The organism is Vibrio sp. 1078-1, assembly GCF_033340475.1.
Window position 1 is genome coordinate 440,704 of record NZ_JAWOWM010000004.1, and the last position, 18,393, is coordinate 459,096.

At 45.1% G+C, this 18,393-nt stretch carries 12 protein-coding genes and 1 other annotated feature; of the genes, 8 read left to right on the plus strand and 4 right to left on the minus strand.

What is annotated here, in order from left to right; all coding sequences use genetic code 11:
- Positions 1–379: 379 nt before the first annotated feature.
- Together R7190_RS11925 and gltB are read right to left on the minus strand one after the other, a co-directional pair.
- Positions 380–1,849, minus strand: coding sequence for a glutamate synthase subunit beta (locus R7190_RS11925; protein ID WP_132936761.1), 1,470 nt, complete (start codon positions 1,847–1,849; stop codon positions 380–382).
- Entirely contained in the window at positions 1,849–6,399 is a 4,551-nt protein-coding gene (gene gltB, locus R7190_RS11930; protein WP_132936762.1) for a glutamate synthase large subunit, read from the minus strand. Before gltB ends, R7190_RS11925 begins: the two co-directional genes overlap by 1 nt.
- A gap of 551 nt (positions 6,400–6,950) precedes the next feature.
- Between gltB and R7190_RS11935 the strand changes: the two genes are divergently transcribed.
- The 4 genes from R7190_RS11935 (at position 6,951) to R7190_RS11950 (ending at position 12,734) form a co-directional block, all read left to right on the plus strand.
- Positions 6,951–7,910, plus strand: a complete 960-nt coding sequence (locus R7190_RS11935; RefSeq protein WP_005381829.1) for a TIGR01212 family radical SAM protein — start codon at positions 6,951–6,953, stop codon at positions 7,908–7,910.
- A 35-nt stretch (positions 7,911–7,945) separates the two neighbouring features.
- Positions 7,946–9,691, plus strand: a complete 1,746-nt coding sequence (locus R7190_RS11940; protein WP_054728787.1) for a GGDEF domain-containing protein — start codon at positions 7,946–7,948, stop codon at positions 9,689–9,691.
- A 237-nt stretch (positions 9,692–9,928) separates the two neighbouring features.
- Positions 9,929–12,283, plus strand: a complete 2,355-nt coding sequence (gene arcB / locus R7190_RS11945) for an aerobic respiration two-component sensor histidine kinase ArcB (RefSeq protein WP_005381826.1) — start codon at positions 9,929–9,931, stop codon at positions 12,281–12,283.
- A 1-nt stretch (position 12,284) separates the two neighbouring features.
- The gene (locus R7190_RS11950; RefSeq protein ID WP_054574283.1) at positions 12,285–12,734 is read left to right on the plus strand and encodes a hypothetical protein; all 450 of its coding nucleotides are present in this window, start codon (positions 12,285–12,287) and stop codon (positions 12,732–12,734) included.
- A gap of 85 nt (positions 12,735–12,819) precedes the next feature.
- Here R7190_RS11950 and arcA read toward each other — a convergent pair whose 3' ends face one another.
- Positions 12,820–13,536: a two-component system response regulator ArcA gene (gene arcA / locus R7190_RS11955; RefSeq protein WP_005381824.1), complete on the minus strand. Its 717-nt coding sequence runs from the start codon at positions 13,534–13,536 to the stop codon at positions 12,820–12,822.
- Positions 13,537–13,897: 361 nt separating this feature from the next.
- Here arcA and R7190_RS11960 point away from each other — a divergent pair, with 361 nt between their 5' ends.
- Positions 13,898–14,305 (plus strand): DUF3293 domain-containing protein, encoded by a 408-nt coding sequence (locus R7190_RS11960; protein ID WP_005381823.1) that lies wholly within the window; start codon positions 13,898–13,900, stop codon positions 14,303–14,305.
- A 64-nt stretch (positions 14,306–14,369) separates the two neighbouring features.
- The gene (locus R7190_RS11965; RefSeq protein WP_005381822.1) at positions 14,370–14,852 is read left to right on the plus strand and encodes a putative 4-hydroxy-4-methyl-2-oxoglutarate aldolase; all 483 of its coding nucleotides are present in this window, start codon (positions 14,370–14,372) and stop codon (positions 14,850–14,852) included.
- Here R7190_RS11965 and R7190_RS11970 read toward each other — a convergent pair.
- Positions 14,849–15,319, minus strand: coding sequence for a hypothetical protein (locus R7190_RS11970; protein ID WP_017633634.1), 471 nt, complete (start codon positions 15,317–15,319; stop codon positions 14,849–14,851). The two genes, R7190_RS11965 and R7190_RS11970, sit on opposite strands and share 4 nt — an antisense overlap.
- Before the next feature lie 423 nt (positions 15,320–15,742).
- On the opposite strand from R7190_RS11970, the gene thrL reads away from it, so the two are divergent.
- Positions 15,743–15,820, plus strand: coding sequence for a thr operon leader peptide (gene thrL, locus R7190_RS11975; RefSeq protein WP_074192076.1), 78 nt, complete (start codon positions 15,743–15,745; stop codon positions 15,818–15,820).
- Positions 15,756–15,875: a sequence feature (Thr leader region), on the plus strand. (Overlaps the previous gene by 65 nt.)
- A 53-nt stretch (positions 15,876–15,928) precedes the next feature.
- Positions 15,929–18,388 carry a bifunctional aspartate kinase/homoserine dehydrogenase I gene (gene thrA / locus R7190_RS11980; RefSeq protein ID WP_047102037.1) on the plus strand — a complete coding sequence of 820 codons (2,460 nt, stop codon included), beginning with the start codon at positions 15,929–15,931 and terminating at the stop codon, positions 18,386–18,388.
- Positions 18,389–18,393 lie beyond the last annotated feature (5 nt).

Here is an 18,393-nt window from a genome sequence, read left to right on the forward strand (position 1 = left end):
ACTAACTATGCGTCATCTTTATAGCTTTATGTATAATTATTCAGTAAAAGTTGTGAAATATTTAACATTTTTTGAGTGTTTTATTTTCATCAACTTCACAAGCTATAGCTTATTGTAAAAAAGGTCAAGTTATTAGTGGATCATAACGTGAATATGCGATTTACCATTTAATAAGCTAAAATAGTTTAATAATTTCAAATAGATAGAAAATTGATTGTTACAAAAAAGTAACATTTGATTCTGTGGGAGATAAAAAAGACCAGCATAAAATGCTGGTCAAAATAGAAAGATTGGAAGGAATTGTTTTCTTTCTTCACCGATAGCCATCGATATTGCTGATGGCTATTAGCAATTGAAAGAGAGAAGCATGACTGCTTCGTTAAGCAGAAAGCATCAGTGAATCTGCTTTTGCTTCTAGGTTTGTGCCACCCATTAAGTAATCATCGATAGCACGGGCACATTCGCGGCCTTCATTGATACAACGAACCACCAAAGATTGGCCTGTTCGCATATCACCAGCAGCAAATACACCTTCTTGGTTAGTAGCAAAACCTTGAGTTGCTACGTTACCACGATCATCTAGCGCGATATCCAGTTGAGCAAGTACGCCCGTTGGTTCAGGGTGCAGGAAGCCCATCGCTAGGAATGCCATATCACACGGAATCACTCGCTCGCTGCCTTCAACTTCTTTGAAGCCTGGACGCTCGCCTGGTTTCGCATCTTGCCAAACGATATCAGCCAAACGAAGACCAGTAACTTCACCTTTGTCATTGCCGATGAACTCTTTGGTGAGGATGTTCCAGTGACGATCGACACCTTCCTCATGAGATGTCGAAGTACGCAGGATCATTGGATATTGAGGCCAAGGCATATTAGCAGGACGCTTTTCTGGTGGAATCGGCATGATTTCCACTTGAGTTACACTTGCTGCGCCGTGACGGTTTGATGTTCCCACACAGTCTGAACCCGTATCACCACCACCGATAACCACAACATGTTTACCCGCAGCGTGAATTTCTTCCGTTTTCAGGTCCATGTTATTGGCGCGACGGTTGTTTTGACCTAGGAACTCCATCGCGAAGTGAACGCCTTTTAGTTCACGACCCGGAACGGGCAAATCACGTGGAACCGTTGAGCCACCGGTTAGTAGAACCACATCGAACTCTTGACGCAATTGCTGAGCATTTACATCAACACCGACGTGTTGGTTTACTTTAAACTCAATGCCAGCTTCTGCCATTAGATTGATCTTGCGATCAATGACTTCCATGCTCAGTTTAAAGTCTGGGATACCAAAACGTAGCAGACCGCCCACTTTCTCGTCTCGCTCGAATACCGTCACAGTATGACCTGCGCTGTTTAGCTGCTCAGCAGCTGCAAGGCCAGCAGGACCTGAACCAATGATCGCAACGGTTTTGCCAGTGCGAGAGCGTGGTGTTTTTGGTTTGGCGTACCCTTCACGATACGCCGTTTCTACGATAGTTTTTTCGATATTACAGATAGTGATTGGGTCTTGGTTGATACCAAGAACACAAGCACTTTCACATGGAGCAGGGCAAACACGACCAGTAAACTCTGGGAAGTTGTTCGTCGAGCTTAGGATGTTCCAAGCTTCTTCCCAGCTATCACGATAAACCGCGTCGTTAAATTCTGGGATGATGTTACCGATAGGGCAGCCGTTATGACAAAACGGCACGCCACAATCCATACAACGAGAAGCTTGAGTATTGATCTTGTCACCAAACTCCTCGTTCAGAACGAACTCTTTGTTGTTCTTGATGCGTTCAGCTGGGTCAATCTTCTGTGGTAGTTCACGACCATGCTCTAAAAATCCAGTAGGCTTACCCATTATACGGCCTCCACTTGAGTTTCGTTTCCTTGAGACAGTGCTTCAGCTTTGCGTTTTTGAAGAACCGCTTTGTAATCACGCGGCATTACCTTAGCCATAGAGGCTAGGCTAGCTTCAAAATTGTCTAGGAAAGACTGCGCGACTTCACTTCCTGTGAATTGAACATGCTTAGTTAGCATGTCGAGTAATAGATCTCTGTCTTCTTTCTCGATTGGATCTAAGTCTACTAACTCTGGGTTCAGTTTTGACTCAAAGTCACCTGATTTATCCCATACGTAAGCCACGCCACCACTCATACCTGCGGCAAAGTTACGACCTGTTGACCCAAGGATGATGGCTGCACCGCCAGTCATGTATTCACAACCGTGGTCACCGACGCCTTCTACTACTACTTTCGCGCCTGAGTTACGAACACAGAAACGTTCACCAGCCATACCACGAATGAAAGACTCACCCGAAGTTGCACCGTAGAAGCACACGTTACCAACCACGATGTTGTCTTCCGCGACAATGCTTGATTTCGCATCTGGATAAAGTACTAAAGTACCGCCGGATAAGCCTTTACCCCAGTAGTCGTTCGCGTCGCCTTCCACTTCGAACTTCACGCCCTTAGCTAGGAATGCGCCGAATGACTGACCTGCAGAACCTTTGAACTTCACGTTCATTGGCTGAGGTAGACCTGCATCTTTGTACACTTTCGAGATTTCGTTCGACAACATGGTACCTGCAGAGCGGTCCGTGTTGACGATAGGGAACTCGGCATTCACCGCTTCGCCTTTCTCTAGTGCAGGAATCGCTGCTTGAATCAGCTTACGGTCTAGCACTTCTTTTAGGTTGTGGTTCTGTTGAGCTTGGTTGAATACACCATCAGCTTCACGTGGTTGCTCAACGTGGAGAACAGGAGACAGATCTAGGTTCTTGTATTTCCAGTGAGAAATCTCTTGGCGGATCTTCAGTTTCTGACCTTGACCGACCATTTCATCGATAGTGCGGAAGCCAAGCTCAGCCATGATTTCACGTAGACCTTGTGCCATGTATTGGAAGAAGGTAACGACGTCTTCTACGCGGCCATCAAAGCGCTCGCGAAGCGTCTTGTTCTGAGTTGCGATACCAACAGGACAAGTGTTCTTATGACACTTACGCATCATGATACAACCTTCAACCACTAATGCTGCGGTTGCTACGCCCCATTCTTCTGCACCAAGTAGTGTTGCCACTGCAAGGTCGCGAGGTGTCTTCATCTGACCATCTGCTTGAACCACGATACGGTTACGTAGACCGTTCTTCAGTAGCGTTTGGTGCGTTTCTGCCAAGCCAAGTTCCCAAGGAAGACCGGTATGGCGGATTGAAGACATTGGTGATGCACCTGTACCGCCGTCGAAACCTGCGATTAGTACAACGTCCGCTTTCGCTTTCGCTACACCAGAAGCGATCGTACCTACGCCTGCTTCTGATACTAGCTTCACGTTTACACGGCCTGCGCGGTTCGCGTTCTTCAAGTCGTAGATAAGTTGAGCCAAATCTTCGATTGAGTAGATATCGTGGTGTGGTGGTGGCGAGATAAGGCCAACGCCCGGAGTCGAGTGACGCGTTGCACCGATCCAGTCATCTACTTTATCGCCTGGTAGCTGACCACCTTCACCTGGCTTCGCACCTTGAGCCATTTTGATTTGCAGCTCTTCAGCGTTAGTTAGGTAGTAAGAGGTTACGCCGAAACGACCTGAAGCCACCTGCTTGATTGCAGAGCGTTCCCAATCGCCGTTCTCTTTGCGCTCGAAACGCATTGGGTCTTCACCACCTTCACCAGAGTTCGATTTCGCGCCAAGACGGTTCATCGCAACTGCCAGTGTGGAGTGTGCTTCGTAAGAAATAGAACCGAATGACATTGCACCGGTCGCGAAGCGTTTCACGATGCTTTCAATTGGCTCGACTTCGTCGATAGAGATAGAACCGGCTGGGTTCTTAATGAACTCAAGTTGGCTACGCAGGGTTACCGCGTTGTCGCCTTGCTTATCTACAGCAGTCGCGTATTGCTTGAACTGATCGTAGTTCTTGTTGCGCGTAGACTCTTGCAGTAGAGAAATAGTCTCTGGGTTGAATAGGTGCTTTTCACCACGCTGTTTCCATTGGTAAACACCACCAACATCCAGCATTTGAATTGGGATTTCGCGTTGTGGGTAACCGATGCGGTGACGGATCAGCACTTCTTTGGCGATATCATCAAGGGTGAGACCTTGGATACGAGAAACCGTACCAGTGAAGTATTTGTCTACCACGGATTTGTGGATGCCCAAGGCTTCGAAGATTTGTGCGCCATGGTACGACTGTAGCGTCGAGATACCCATCTTCGAGAAGATCTTCAGAAGACCGCCATTAATCGCTTTACGGTAGTTGTTGAACAGATCGCGCGGGTTCGCTTCTGGATCCAACTTCTTCGTACGTTGAAGTTCAATGATGGTTTCAATCACTAGGTAAGGGTTAACCGCATTCGCACCGTAACCAAGTAGCGTTGCAAAGTGGTGCGTTTCACGCGCGTCACCAGTTTCAACCACGATGTCACACTTCGCACGTAGACCTTTACGGATCAAGTGGTGGTGCACTGCGCCAACAGCCAGCATTGCTGGGATCGCCGCGTGGTTTGAATTCACTGCGCGGTCAGTGAGTAGGATGATTGAATAACCATCGATAACCGCGTCTTCTGCGTATTGGCAGATACGTTTTAATGCACGCTCAAGTTTGCCTTGATCTTCACTAGCTTGGAATACGATATCCAACGTTTTCGCTTGTAGGTGCTCGTTATCGATCGCACGCAGTTTTTCAAGCTCAGAGTTGGCTAGAACAGGCGATTCCAATTCTACTTTCTGACAGTGAAGTGGTGTTTCAGTCAGAAGGTTTTGGTCTTTACCCAAGTAAGTGTTCAGCGACATAACCATACGCTCACGGATCGGGTCGATCGGTGGGTTAGTTACCTGTGCGAACAGCTGCTTGAAGTAGTTTGAAAGATGTTGAGACTGATGAGATAGAACCGCAAGAGGCCAGTCGGCACCCATTGCTGATAATGGCTCTTTCGCATCATTCGCCATTGGAACGATGATTTCGTTCACTTCTTCAGTGCTTACGCCAAACGCTTGTTGGCGGTGTAGAAGGTGTTCTGGCTTAGGTTGGCTGAACTGGTTGCTCGCATCTGGCAGCTTCTTCAAGCTCAGTAGGTTTTCTTCTACCCACTTCTCGTAAGGCTGTGCCGTTGCGATGGTGTCTTTCACTTCTTCATCAGAGATGATTCGACCTTGTTCTAGGTCTGCAACGAAGATACGACCCGGTTGTAGACGACCACGGAACTCTACGTTCTCTGGTTCAATATCCACAACACCAGATTCAGATGCCATCACTAGGAAGTTATCTTTGGTCACTGTGTAGCGAGAAGGGCGCAAACCGTTACGGTCTAGTGTCGCACCAACTTGAACACCATCAGTAAAACATACTGAAGCAGGACCATCCCATGGTTCCATGATGTTCGCGTGGTACTGATAGAACGCGCGACGTTTAGGATCCATGTTTTTGTTTTCTTGCCATGCTTCCGGGATCATCATCATCAATGCGTGTGGCAGGCTGCGACCAGAAAGAACTAGGAGCTCAAGTGCCATATCGAAGTTAGATGAATCCGAGCTGCCTTCCTGACAGATTGGAAGAAGCATGTCGATTTCAGCCTGAGTAAACAGGTCTGATTCTAGGATTGCTTCACGGGCTTTCATCCAGTTCAAGTTACCGCGAACTGTATTGATTTCACCGTTGTGGGCAATGTAACGGAAAGGCTGTGCAAGACGCCATTTCGGGAAGGTATTGGTAGAGAAACGAGAGTGTACCAGTGCCAGTGCAGTCACCATGGTCGGGTTTTGTAGATCAAGGAAGTACTGAGGTACTTGCTCGGTAGTTAACTGACCTTTGTACACCAATGTCTTGTAAGACATGGAGTTAATGTAGAAGTCGTCACCAATGTTCGAAACGCTTTCTAGGCAAACACGTACAGTATAGTTACGAAGTACGTACAGTTTGCGCTCTAGCTCTTCAGGTGTGATGCCCGGGCCACCAGAGATAAACACATGCTCAAACTGAGGCTCTGTGCTTAGTGGGTCTGCACCGATCATTGAGTTATCGGTTGGCAATACGCGGTAGCCGATAACTTCAAGATCTAGACGTTGTGCGTTACGTTCTAGAATGTCACGGCATTGCTCGCGTTTGTATTCGTCTTTCGGGAAAAGAACTACACCAACACCATACTTTTCAAACGAAGGCAGTTTAATGCCTAGCTTAACGGCTTCTTCTAATAGGAATTCATGAGGTTTTTGTAGCAAGATACCCGCACCGTCACCGCTGCATGGGTCACAACCTTGACCACCACGGTGTTCCATGCGAGCCAGCATATCCAATGCTTGAGTCACTACTTCATGAGATTTACGGTTTTTAAGGTGAGCAACAAAACCGATACCGCAAGCGTCATGCTCCAGTTCCGGAGTGTACAGACCCTGTGGATTTTGCTCTCTATCTACCATAGATACATCCTTCCAGTTCAATGTCGACGCAAAAGTACCGGGCAGCAAATACTACCTAGACTATTGATTACGTCTTGTCCTTTATATTTATTATCGCCACCGATCTAGGTTGACCGGTCTTGATTCCTTTCCGTATCTCGCAGGAAAAGTTTTGCGAGAAAAACAATCCTTGGTGGTATCCCTTTATTTATTATCACTATCTAGTGATTTATATAGGTAGGAGTGGGATAACACCGACAAATCCCGCAGTGTGCTTTGTAATAAAAGTCACAAAAATAACGGGGTTGTGTAAGTATCCTACAATTTTGTCACTTCAGAATGCAATGAAAAAGTCGGCGTTGTGACCCAATTTTTTCGTTTAATTATGCATTTTTAGTTTAACATTTACGCAACATGAACGATTTTTGTCTTTAATTATGCAAGTTTATTGATTTTGACCCGCATGGTGGGTGTTTGAATTGATTAATATTGTGTGTTTTTTCTTGCAGGGATGTAATTTATTTACACAGATCGTAGTGAGATTGATTACGATTTATTGTTGGTGAGAATTTATGCAGTTACATGAGTTGGTCAATACAATCGGCCAAGATCTTCAGCGTCGATACGGTGAAAAGGTTCATAAGTTAACATTGCACGGTGGATTTAGTTGCCCTAACCGCGATGGCACGATTGGGCGGGGAGGATGTACATTTTGCAATGTGGCTTCGTTTGCAGATGAAGAAGTCCAGATAAAAAGCATTCACGAACAGTTAAAAGATCGCGCAGGTGAAATTCACAGAGCGAAAAAATATCTCGCTTATTTTCAGGCCTACACCAGTACCTATGCCGAAGTACAAGTTCTCAAAAACATGTATGAGGAAGCACTAAAGGCTGCAGACATGGTTGGTCTTTGTGTGGGGACGCGTCCTGATTGCGTCCCTGATGCGGTATTGGATTTACTGTCGGGCTATGTACAGCAAGGTTATGAAATTTGGCTAGAACTAGGTCTTCAAACCGCCAACAATGACACCCTAAAACGTATCAATCGTGGTCATGACTTTGAGTGTTATGCCGAAATCACTAAGCGTGCGCGAACACTCGGAATCAAGGTTTGTACTCACTTAATTGTGGGTTTACCCAAAGAAACCCGCGCCGAAAATATTGAAACGCTGCAAAAAGTGTTGGCCGTGGGAACGGATGGCATCAAGTTACATGGCTTGCATATTGTCGAAGGTAGCACCATGGCGAAAGCTTGGCGTGCTGGAAAGCTAGAAGCCCCTGAATTAGAAGAATATGTTGCGATCGCCAGTGAAATGATTCGTATGACACCACCAGATGTGATTTATCATCGCGTTTCATCAGCAGCTAGGAGGCCCACGTTATTATCGCCTCTGTGGTGTGAAAACCGTTGGCTAGCGATGACGGAAATTGGTCGAGATCTCAGTGCTCATGGTGCGCAAGGGAGCCTTACGGGGAATGCCTTTATCTATACTAAACCGGAATTAATAGCAGATCGCTCAATAAATAACTGATATATTTTAACCAGTGTTCTTTGAAGGTTTAAACGATGGATCAGTTACTCAATTGGCTTTGGGGTGGTCAAGGCGGTTATGGCTATGTCGTCTTGTTATTAATCGCAGGCGTGTGCGCGTTAGCACTGATCTATTTGCACTTTCAGACGTCACTTAAGCAACTAGTAACGGATTCTCCCTATCCAGTCATAGTGGTGGACACTAGCCATGCTCAGCTCTTGCTATCTAACCGGGCTGCGATGCAGTTATTAGGCATTCGCTCTTTGGGAACGGGGTATTTGTATCCTGCTTTATTCGATATTCATGAGCTTGAGCAGTTTCTCGATCGCTTCTCTAGTCGTCATTTTCGTCAGCAGGCTTTTGACTGGCGACTATCTGATAGTGAATCTATTAAAGTGGAGCTGTCAGGCAGAAAGAGTTTATTGCGCAATCATCGAGTTTGGATTCTTTATGCTCAGCCATATCAAGCCACTCACCAAGAGCAGCAACAAGAACTTGCACAATTAATCATCGCACGTTCGGCATTAGACTCACTTTCAGAGCTGATTTGTACCCAAGACCGCCAAGGCAATCTGTTAACGACCAATCGAGCATTTGATCAATTCTGGCAAGGGCGAAGGGAAGAAGCTTGCGCATCCAAGACCTTGGGTGAGATGACCAGAAAAAGCGAACGTAAATGGACAACGGATCCACAAGGTCGAAGTTGCTTACTGGAAGTCAATCAAAACTCTCTTGTTTCGCCGAGTGGTGAGCTTATCGGTACGCTGTCTATTAGTCATGACGTGACTGAATGGCACAAGATGCAACAGAATCTGCGAGATGAAATGGAGCGTCGCAAAGATACAGAGGTGGCGCTAGCGCAAAGAGATACTATCTTACAAACGATTCTGGATGCCAGTCCGGACTCTATTGGTATTTTCAATGAGAACATGGTCTATCAAGCGTGTAATCAGCCTTTTGTTAAGGCGTTAGGAATTTCAAAAATTTCTGATTTGATAGGTAAGCGCCTCCAAGACGTGATTCCTAAAGAGATGTACGCGCGCTTAGCAGACAGTGACTTAGAAGCATTACGCCAGTTAGAGCCAGTTCGATACATAGATAAAGTCGTGAGTAGTGATGGTAAAAGTACGTGGTTTGATGTGGTGAAATCGCCTTTTAAAGATAAAGCATCAGGAACGAATGGTGTGCTGATCATGGCGCGTGATATTTCTGAGCGTTATCTTGCAGAACAAAAGTTGGAAAAAGCCAACCTAGAGTTAGAAAAATTGAGCTTTATGGATAGCTTAACTCAAGTATCGAACCGACGCCGTTTCGATGAACAACTGCAGGTATTGTGGTACCACCATGCTAGAGAAAAGCTGCCGCTCACCATCATGTTATGTGACATCGACTTTTTCAAAGATTACAACGACTGTTACGGTCACCAACAAGGTGATGAAGCGTTAGTCAGTGTTGCTACCGTGTTTACACAAGTCATCAATCGTTCTTCGGATTGTGTTGCGCGTTATGGTGGCGAGGAGTTTGGTTTTATCTTGCCGAATACCACCACGGAAGGTGCGCGCAACGTAGCACAGCGTATTCATGAGAAAATTCTACAGCTTGATATGGAACACGACAGTTCAGAAGCATCTGAACGCCTTACCGTCAGTATCGGTCTGGTCTCTTACATTCCTCAGCATGGTGATGAACCCGAAATGGGCATCGCTATGGCTGACAGTGCGTTATATCAAGCTAAAGCTGATGGACGTAATCGCACTTGTATTCACCCCAGTTCTTGCTAACGCTTTGTGACCGCTTGCTCTAAGTTGATAGCTGATTGTTTAAATCACCGTATTAAACACGTTAAACTTACACAAGCCTGTGCGCTCGTTGGTTTATCTTTTTATCTCGTATCACAAGAGCAGATCGCACCGTGTGTTTTTCACTAATCAAACAGACCTAAATTGCGTTAGGTCGAGTGCATTTACCTGTTTTTCATCATCGAATGGCGCTATCTAGCCACCACCATGGAGTAGTTAATGAAACCCATGAAAAATCTCGCCCAGTATTATGTCGACTTGCTAGTCAAACTGGGGATTGTTCGCTTCTCTATTTTGCTAGCCCTTGCGCTGGTGGCATTAGCTGTTGTGGTGCAGGTAGGGATTACTTTAGCTCTCAAAGGGCGAGTAGATGATATCGACATTGTCCGTTCGGTGTTTTTTGGTCTATTGATCACCCCTTGGGCGGTTTACTTCCTCTCTGTGGTTGTCGATCAACTAGAAGAGTCTCGCCAGCGTTTAACTAAGCTGGTGTCCAAACTGAAGGACATGCGTTCGCGAGATCAAGAGCTGAATTACCAACTTCAACAAAACATTGAAAAGCTTAACCAAGAAATTGAAGAGCGTATTAAAGCGGAAGAAGCACGTGAAGAGGCGATGCAAGACCTCGAAAATGAGGTGTTCCAACGCGAACGTACTCAATTAGAGTTGGCAGAACGTACCGCATTACTGCGTTCATTTATTGATGCCTCACCAGACTTAATTTACTACCGCAATGCGGATGGTGTTTTCTCTGGCTGTAACCGCGCGATGGAAGAGCTAACGGGCAAGAAAGAGCACCAGTTAGTCGGATTAAGCCCTTGGGATGTGTATAGCAAAGAAATCGCCGAGCATATCGTTGATACTGACCAAAAGGTTTTTGCCGATAATCAAGCAATTACTTACGAGCAATGGCTCGAATACCCAGATGGTCGCAAGCATTACTTTGAGCTGCGTAAAGTGCCATTTTACAGCAAAGATGGCCGCCACCTTGGTCTCGTTGGGTTCGGTCGTGATATCACTGAACGTAAGCGCCATGAAGAGTCGTTAGAGAAAGCAAGCCGCGACAAAACTACCTTCATCTCAACCATCAGTCATGAGCTGCGAACGCCGCTGAATGGCATTGTAGGCTTAAGTCGTATGCTTCTAGATAGTCCGTTGACAGAAGAGCAGCGTAAACACATGCAGACCATCAATGTGAGTGCGATTACTCTAGGTAACATCTTCAACGATATTATCGATATGGATAAATTTGATCGCCGTAAGTTAGAACTATTACCTGCGCCACTTAACTTCGAAGACTTCGTCGCAGAGATTGAGAGTATCTCTGCTCTGATGGCGGAACAAAAAGGGTTACGCTTTGACTTAGAACGTTTAAGCGACTTGCCAAAAGCAATTGAAGTGGATGCAACCCGTCTACGTCAGGTGATTTGGAACTTGGTCAGCAACGCAATGAAGTTCACCAAAGAAGGTGGCGTTGTGATGACAGTGAGCGCGGATGTCGAAGACGATTTTGCGACCATTATTATGGAAGTGGAAGACACTGGTATTGGTATCCCAGACGAAGAGCTAGATAAGATCTTTGCGATGTACTACCAAGTGAAATCAGGCAAGGACAACCTGCATGCGGTCGGTACAGGTATTGGTTTGGCGGTATCTAAGCAACTGATCAATATGATGGATGGTGACATTACGGTTACCAGTGAGGAAGGCTTTGGTAGCACTTTTACTGTATCGATCCACGTTCCGATTGTTGAACTAGCTGAGCCAGTCATTGATGCGAAACGCGACAATGTGCGCCTCAACATATTTATGGTCGAAGACATCGAGCTTAACGTAACTGTGGCTAAATCGTTACTTGAGAGCCTAGGGCACTCTGTCACCGTGGCAATGACGGGCCAAGAAGCGTTAGTGAACTTTGTGCCAGAAAAATACGACTTAGCGTTGTTGGATATCCAACTGCCTGATATGACGGGCTTTGATGTCGCCAATTATTACCGCAAGCATTATAACAATCTTCCTCCATTGGTCGCCTTAACTGCTAATGTAATGAAAGATCGTCGTGAATACTTAGATAACGGCATGGATGATGCGATCAGTAAGCCGCTGGCAGTGAATGCTATTCAGTCAGTGATTGATAAATTCTTCGCTCACCAGTTAGAACAACCTAAGGAAGTGGTGAGCGGTCCCGAAACAGTGGAAGAGCCAGTGCCTTCTCCTGTGATTGAGACACATTTGCTCGATATGGATATGTTAGAGTCTTACGTCGACATTGTTGGTGCAAAACCTGTCTACGACAGCATAAAAATGTTTGAAGATATGATGCCAGACTATATCGATGTCTTAGATTCGAACATGACAGCGAAAGATCAAGATGGGATTGTTTCTGAAGCGCATAAAATCAAAGGTGCTGCAGGTTCAATTGGCCTGAAACGTATCCAAAGTGTGGCGCAAAAAGCGCAATCGCCCGATATGCCTGCATGGTGGGAAAACATTTCAGACTGGGTTGAAGAGATCAAAAATGAATACCAAAACGATATTCAAGTCCTCAAAAGTTGGTTGGAACAAAGGAAATAACATGAAAAGAATCGCACCATTGGCGTTAGTCATGGCATTGATGGCAGGCTGTAGTTCCGTTCCAAATGTGAATTGGCAACAAAACAGTCAGATTACGATTAATGAGGTTAATGTTGAGCTCAAAAGTAATTTATGGGTGAACCTCATGCCGAATATTGGGGACGTGGAAGAGCAAAGTATTCAAGGTGCACTTTACCTCGAAGGAGATCAGTTACTTCCTGCAAATCTAACGGCAGAAGCTCTTATTATTAAACAGGGGCAAAAAGAGTGGTTGGTGGACAGTGCGTCTTTAGATACTCGAACGCACAGTGAAAGCCGATGGGAGGTGGCGTTCTCGTCTCACATTGATGTGAACACAGAAAAATCGGTTGATATCGCAGTGCTTCTAGACGATGCGGGTAAACAGCGTTGGTTAGTCGAAAAGTACGTGAAGATTAACAAGGTTTATTAACCGCAATGATGTTGCATTAGTCGTTAGACCTAAAACAAAAAGGGCTTGCTCAATGAGCAAGCCCTTTGCATATTAGCGGTTAAATCTAGTCTTCTAGATCGCCACAGAAGCGGTAACCTTCGCCGTGGATAGTGGCGATGATTTCTGGCGTACCTGAAACAGACTCAAAGTGCTTACGGATACGACGAATCGTTACGTCTACAGTACGGTCGTGTGGCTTAAGTTCACGACCAGTCATCTTCTTAAGAAGATCTGCACGAGTTTGAATCTTACCCGGGTTCTCACAGAAGTGCAGTAATGCGCGGAACTCAGAGCGAGGTAGCTTGTAGCTATCACCAGCAGGGCTTACTAGAGAGCGGCTGTTGATGTCTAGTACCCAACCGTTGAATTCATACTTTTCTACCGAGCGCTTCTCTTCTTGCACCGCGTTAGAGCTCATTGAGCGACTAAGTAGGTTACGTGCACGAATAGTTAGTTCACGTGGATTGAATGGTTTAGTGATGTAGTCATCTGCACCAATCTCAAGACCTAGGATCTTGTCTACTTCATTGTCACGGCCTGTCAGGAACATTAAAGCAATGTTCGCTTGCTCGCGTAATTCACGCGCTAGTAGAAGGCCATTCTTGCCTGGAAGATTAATGTCCATAATAACCAAGTTGACTGAGTTATCAGACAACACTTGGTGCATCTCTTCACCGTCACTGGCTTCAAAAACAGCGTATCCCTCTGCTTCAAAAATACTCTTAAGAGTGTTACGAGTTACTTGCTCATCTTCAACGATAAGAATCTGCGGGGTTTGCATTGGCGGTACCTAAATTTGTGACAAAATTGTGCTAATAGAATAAATTCTAGGCAAAAATATAACATACAGGTAATGTGATTTTGATAATAAATCAAGTTGATCAAAAAAACACTTCTTTCAGTTATCCGCCCTCCATGGAATTTTGCCAACTCACCAGTATCCAATGGCGACGTTTATTCTAAAGGGCTTGTTTACCTTTCATTTCCTGCTTTCAGTGGGGCCTGAAACGTAAACACCCTAAGATATTGAGCGGATTTTATATTGTTAACAGCATGCTAACAATGCTCAAATGTTAATTCCATTCAGTTTGTTGATTTATATCAATTGATGAAATGTAACTGTTATTAATCGTTTAAGACTTATGATAGAAAAAAGTAATAAGAACATAGACGCATCGTTATGGAATGCTTATTCAGAATCTTTTTTCAGATTCGAAGCCGAGTGGCGTGTTTCAAACTATGCTGTGATAACCGCTTGGAACCCATACAGTAACTTGAGGTCCAAAGAAGAGAACAGCATAAACAATCACGCGTTAGAAAAACAGCTACAGCACGTTAATTACGCGCCTGTCACGGTAGGTGATAGCGCTTTTACATGGTATGAGGAAAGCTTTGCCGTCGAGTTGTCGCCAGAGGTAGCCGTTGAATTGGCGAGTGACTTTCAACAAAACGCGATTTATTACGTCATTAATGACCAACTTTATCTTATTGCGTGCTCGCAGCCGAAAGTTTTTCATACGTTAGGCTCCATTAAACCTCGGCTCGTATAGAAGGTATAGAAAAGGATACTGCTCACTGAAGCACCGCTTGGGTGAGAAAATTCACGGAGGAAATATGAGAGACATTACACCCGATATTTGTGACCAATTTGAAGACCAAGTGAGCTTGCTTACTTTACCATTGCAGAACTTTGGTCAACGTAGCGCTTTTTACGGTGAAATCGTTACGGTGCGCTGCTATCACGATAACTCGAAAGTGCGTGAAGTACTGGGCGAAGATGGAACGGGTAAAGTATTGATTGTTGACGGACATGGATCGTGTCAGAGAGCATTACTCGGCGATCAATTAGCGATACTCGGAATAGAAAATGGGTGGGAAGGCATCATTGTCTATGGTGCAATACGCGATGTAGCACAAATATCTCAAATGGACATTGGCGTTCAAGCTCTTGGCACCAACCCGTTTAAAACAGAGAAACGCGGGATAGGAGAGGTAAACGTAACCTTAACGATGCAAAACCAAATCGTTCAACCTAAGCACTACGTTTACGCGGACTGGAACGGTGTATTGATTTCTAAGCAAAAGCTGGACTTCTAAAAACGAAAGCCTAAACCAACCTCAAAGCCTTGTTGCCAATCTTGGTAATCAAGAGTCGCGTGAAGATCCAGTTTATCGGTAATTTTTACGCGACTTGAGACTTCAGCCGCGAGGCTACTGTCGTCTTGGCGAATACCTTCCACTGTTTCGTTCTTGTAAGAGCGAACTGTACTTTTCAGCGTGACACGATCATTAAAGTGATAGCTGATCCCGCTCAAAAAACCACTTTGATTTTGGGTAGGAGAGTTATTGACTCGCGCACCGACATAAACGTCTACCGAATCAAAAAGCTCGTAAGCGTAACCCGTATCGATATTCCAAACATCAAAACTGTCAGACTGATAACTGTCGCTGGAAATGAATAGCTTATGAGGAGAAGGGGATGTTTTACCTGGAAGCGGCGGAAGTTCGTTTGCTAGACAAACACCAGGCACAAAAAACAGCAACAGAAAAAGCCCTCTTTTCATGTTCACCACTCCTTGTGTCAACTTTTTTATTAGTATGCGCCCAAAGCTTCTCACTATTAAAGCATAGAATATGAAAGCTAGCTCACCTATTTTCTAAATAATTCGATCCTATGAACATAAGTCACAGTTAAGTTGTTGTTATGTGTCACAACCCTCTCGAATTATTTGATCGTACGTTTTATGGCAAAGATTAGACTAGTTATTAGATAAAAAACCGAACTGGTGATGATAGTTAAGTCCTTTACAAAAACTAACTGTAGATTTCCAAATGATCAATAATGTGTAATTAACTATAAATATCAATGACATTGCTTAGCAGAAATCTCTGAAAGATGGAAAAACAAACAATTTTTTGTTGACTATGTATCAGAAACTCGGTAAACGTAGAGTTAAGCAAACACAATTAACGTTGAATATTTATTTATGCCATCTAACAGCCTAGTAGTAATGACCACGACCATTATTATTACCGACACGACACATGTTGGGGCAGGCTGCTGAGCGAAAGAAATTCACAAAAAAGGCCTGTATCCAACAAGATACAGGCCTTTTTTTATGCTTTTTTATCCAGAATTTAGACAAATTTAAGAAGATATACCGGAGGAAGGGATGCGAGTATTGAAGTTTGGCGGATCATCACTAGCTGATGCAGATCGCTTTTTGAGAGCGGCAGACATTATTGCCAATAACGCTCAACAAGAAGAAGTAGCGGTTGTTCTTTCCGCTCCTGGTAAAACAACAAACAAATTGGTTGCGGTCATTGAAGGCGCATTGCGCAATGGTGAAGCAGAACTACAAATCAAAGAGTTGGAGGAGTCGTTTAAAACGCTCTTCACTCAAATCCAAGCAGTACTACCCAATATCGATGGTTCAGCTTTCGATAACCAAGTGAAAACTTCTCTCTCTCAATTACGCCAGTTCGTTCATGGCATCAACCTTCTTGGCATGTGCCCAAATAACGTCAATGCACGCATCATCAGCAAAGGCGAACGCGTTTCAATTCAATTGATGAAGGCAGTGCTTGAAGCGAAAGGCCAACCTGCGCATCTTATCGACCCAGTTGAATACCTATACGCAAAAGGTGATCACCTTGAAGCCATGGTTGATGTAGATGTTTCAACGCAAAACTTCCGCCAAAACCCTCTTCCTCTGGGCCATGTGAATATCATGCCTGGCTTTACCGCAGGTAACGAGAAAGGTGAATTGGTAACACTTGGTCGCAATGGCTCTGATTATTCGGCGGCGGTTCTTGCGGCGTGTCTGCGCGCAGATTGTTGTGAGATCTGGACTGACGTAGATGGTGTATACAACTGCGACCCTCGTTTAGTGGAAGATGCTCGCTTACTTAAATCTCTTAGCTACCAAGAAGCAATGGAGCTTTCTTACTTCGGTGCTTCCGTTTTGCATCCGAAGACCATTGCTCCTATCGCGCAGTTCCACATCCCATGTCTGATCAAAAACAGCTTTAACCCACAAGGTGCAGGAACTCTGATTGGGCAAGACACTGGTGAAGACAATCTGGCGATCAAAGGTATCACGACGCTAAACGACCTAACCATGGTTAACGTCTCCGGCCCAGGTATGAAGGGTATGGTTGGCATGGCAAGCCGCGTATTTGGCGCAATGTCTTCCGCTGGTGTGTCTATTGTTCTTATTACTCAGTCTTCTTCTGAGTACAGCATTAGCTTCTGTATTGAGGCAGAAGATAAAGCAAAAGCGCAACAAGTACTGGCCGATGCGTTTGAGTTGGAACTGAAAGATAGCTTATTAGAGCCGGTCGAGTTTATTGATAATGTTTCAATCATAACGTTGGTTGGTGACGGCATGCGTACATCGCGCGGTGTTGCATCTCGCTTCTTCTCATCTCTTGCTGAAGTGAACGTAAACATTGTAGCCATCGCACAGGGCTCATCTGAGCGTGCTATCTCAGCCGTGATTCCTGAAGATAAAATCTCTGAAGCGATCAAAGCGTGTCACGAAAACCTATTCAACTCTAAGCACTTCTTAGACGTATTCGTGGTTGGTATTGGTGGCGTTGGTGGTGAGCTGGTGGATCAGATCGAGCGTCAACAGGCGAAGCTTGCAGAGAAAGGCATCGTGATCCGCGTGTGCGGCTTGGCAAACAGCAAAGGTCTTTTACTTGATAGTGAAGGTCTGCCACTCGAGCATTGGCGTGATCGTATGTCGGCAGCGACAGAAGAGTTCAGCCTAGCGCGTTTGATTTCTTTGGTTCAACGTAACCACATCATCAACCCAGTATTGGTTGACTGTACATCAAGTGAAGATATCGCGAACCAATACGCTGATTTCCTAGCAGCTGGTTTCCATGTCGTTACACCAAATAAAAAAGCAAACACAGCAAGCATGGCTTACTACCATCAGCTTCGCGATGTTGCGCGCAGCTCTCGTCGCAAGCTGATGTACGAAACAACTGTGGGGGCGGGTCTACCGGTAATCGAAAACCTGCAAAACCTAATCTCAGCGGGTGATGAGCTAGAGCGCTTTAGCGGTATTCTTTCTGGCTCTCTGTCATACATCTTCGGTAAGTTAGATGAAGGTATGAGCCTAAGTGAAGCTACTAATATCGCAAAAGAAAATGGTTTTACTGAACCGGATCCTCGTGATGATCTTTCTGGTATGGATGTCGCGCGTAAGCTTCTGATCCTAGCTCGTGAAGCAGGCATGTCTCTAGAACTAGAAGACGTTGTGGTTGATCAAGCACTGCCACCAGGTTTTGATGATTCTGGTAGCGTTGATGAATTTATGGCGCGTTTACCTGAAGCAGACGCTTACTTTAAAGAATTATCTGCAAAGGCAGCGGAAGAAGGCAAAGTACTGCGCTACGTTGGTGAGATTAATGAGGGCAAGTGCACAGTAAGCATCGCAGCGGTGGATGAAAACGATCCAATGTATAAAATCAAGGACGGTGAAAACGCACTGGCATTTTACAGCCGTTACTATCAGCCAATCCCACTAGTGTTACGTGGCTATGGTGCAGGCACCGAAGTAACGGCTGCGGGTGTATTTTCTGACGTGATGCGTACTTTAGGTTGGAAACTAGGGGTATAACAATA

Excerpts from the sequence above, each read along its gene's own strand:
- R7190_RS11925 (WP_132936761.1), bottom strand. The coding sequence starts at position 1,849 with ATGGGTAAGCCTACTGGATTTTTAGAGCATGGTCGTGAACTACCACAG.
- gltB (WP_132936762.1), bottom strand. The coding sequence starts at position 6,399 with ATGGTAGATAGAGAGCAAAATCCACAGGGTCTGTACACTCCGGAACTG.
- R7190_RS11935 (WP_005381829.1), top strand. The coding sequence starts at position 6,951 with ATGCAGTTACATGAGTTGGTCAATACAATCGGCCAAGATCTTCAGCGT.
- R7190_RS11940 (WP_054728787.1), top strand. The coding sequence starts at position 7,946 with ATGGATCAGTTACTCAATTGGCTTTGGGGTGGTCAAGGCGGTTATGGC.
- arcB (WP_005381826.1), top strand. The coding sequence starts at position 9,929 with ATGAAACCCATGAAAAATCTCGCCCAGTATTATGTCGACTTGCTAGTC.
- R7190_RS11950 (WP_054574283.1), top strand. The coding sequence starts at position 12,285 with ATGAAAAGAATCGCACCATTGGCGTTAGTCATGGCATTGATGGCAGGC.
- arcA (WP_005381824.1), bottom strand. The coding sequence starts at position 13,536 with ATGCAAACCCCGCAGATTCTTATCGTTGAAGATGAGCAAGTAACTCGT.
- R7190_RS11960 (WP_005381823.1), top strand. The coding sequence starts at position 13,898 with ATGATAGAAAAAAGTAATAAGAACATAGACGCATCGTTATGGAATGCT.
- R7190_RS11965 (WP_005381822.1), top strand. The coding sequence starts at position 14,370 with ATGAGAGACATTACACCCGATATTTGTGACCAATTTGAAGACCAAGTG.
- R7190_RS11970 (WP_017633634.1), bottom strand. The coding sequence starts at position 15,319 with ATGAAAAGAGGGCTTTTTCTGTTGCTGTTTTTTGTGCCTGGTGTTTGT.
- thrL (WP_074192076.1), top strand. The coding sequence starts at position 15,743 with ATGCCATCTAACAGCCTAGTAGTAATGACCACGACCATTATTATTACC.
- thrA (WP_047102037.1), top strand. The coding sequence starts at position 15,929 with ATGCGAGTATTGAAGTTTGGCGGATCATCACTAGCTGATGCAGATCGC.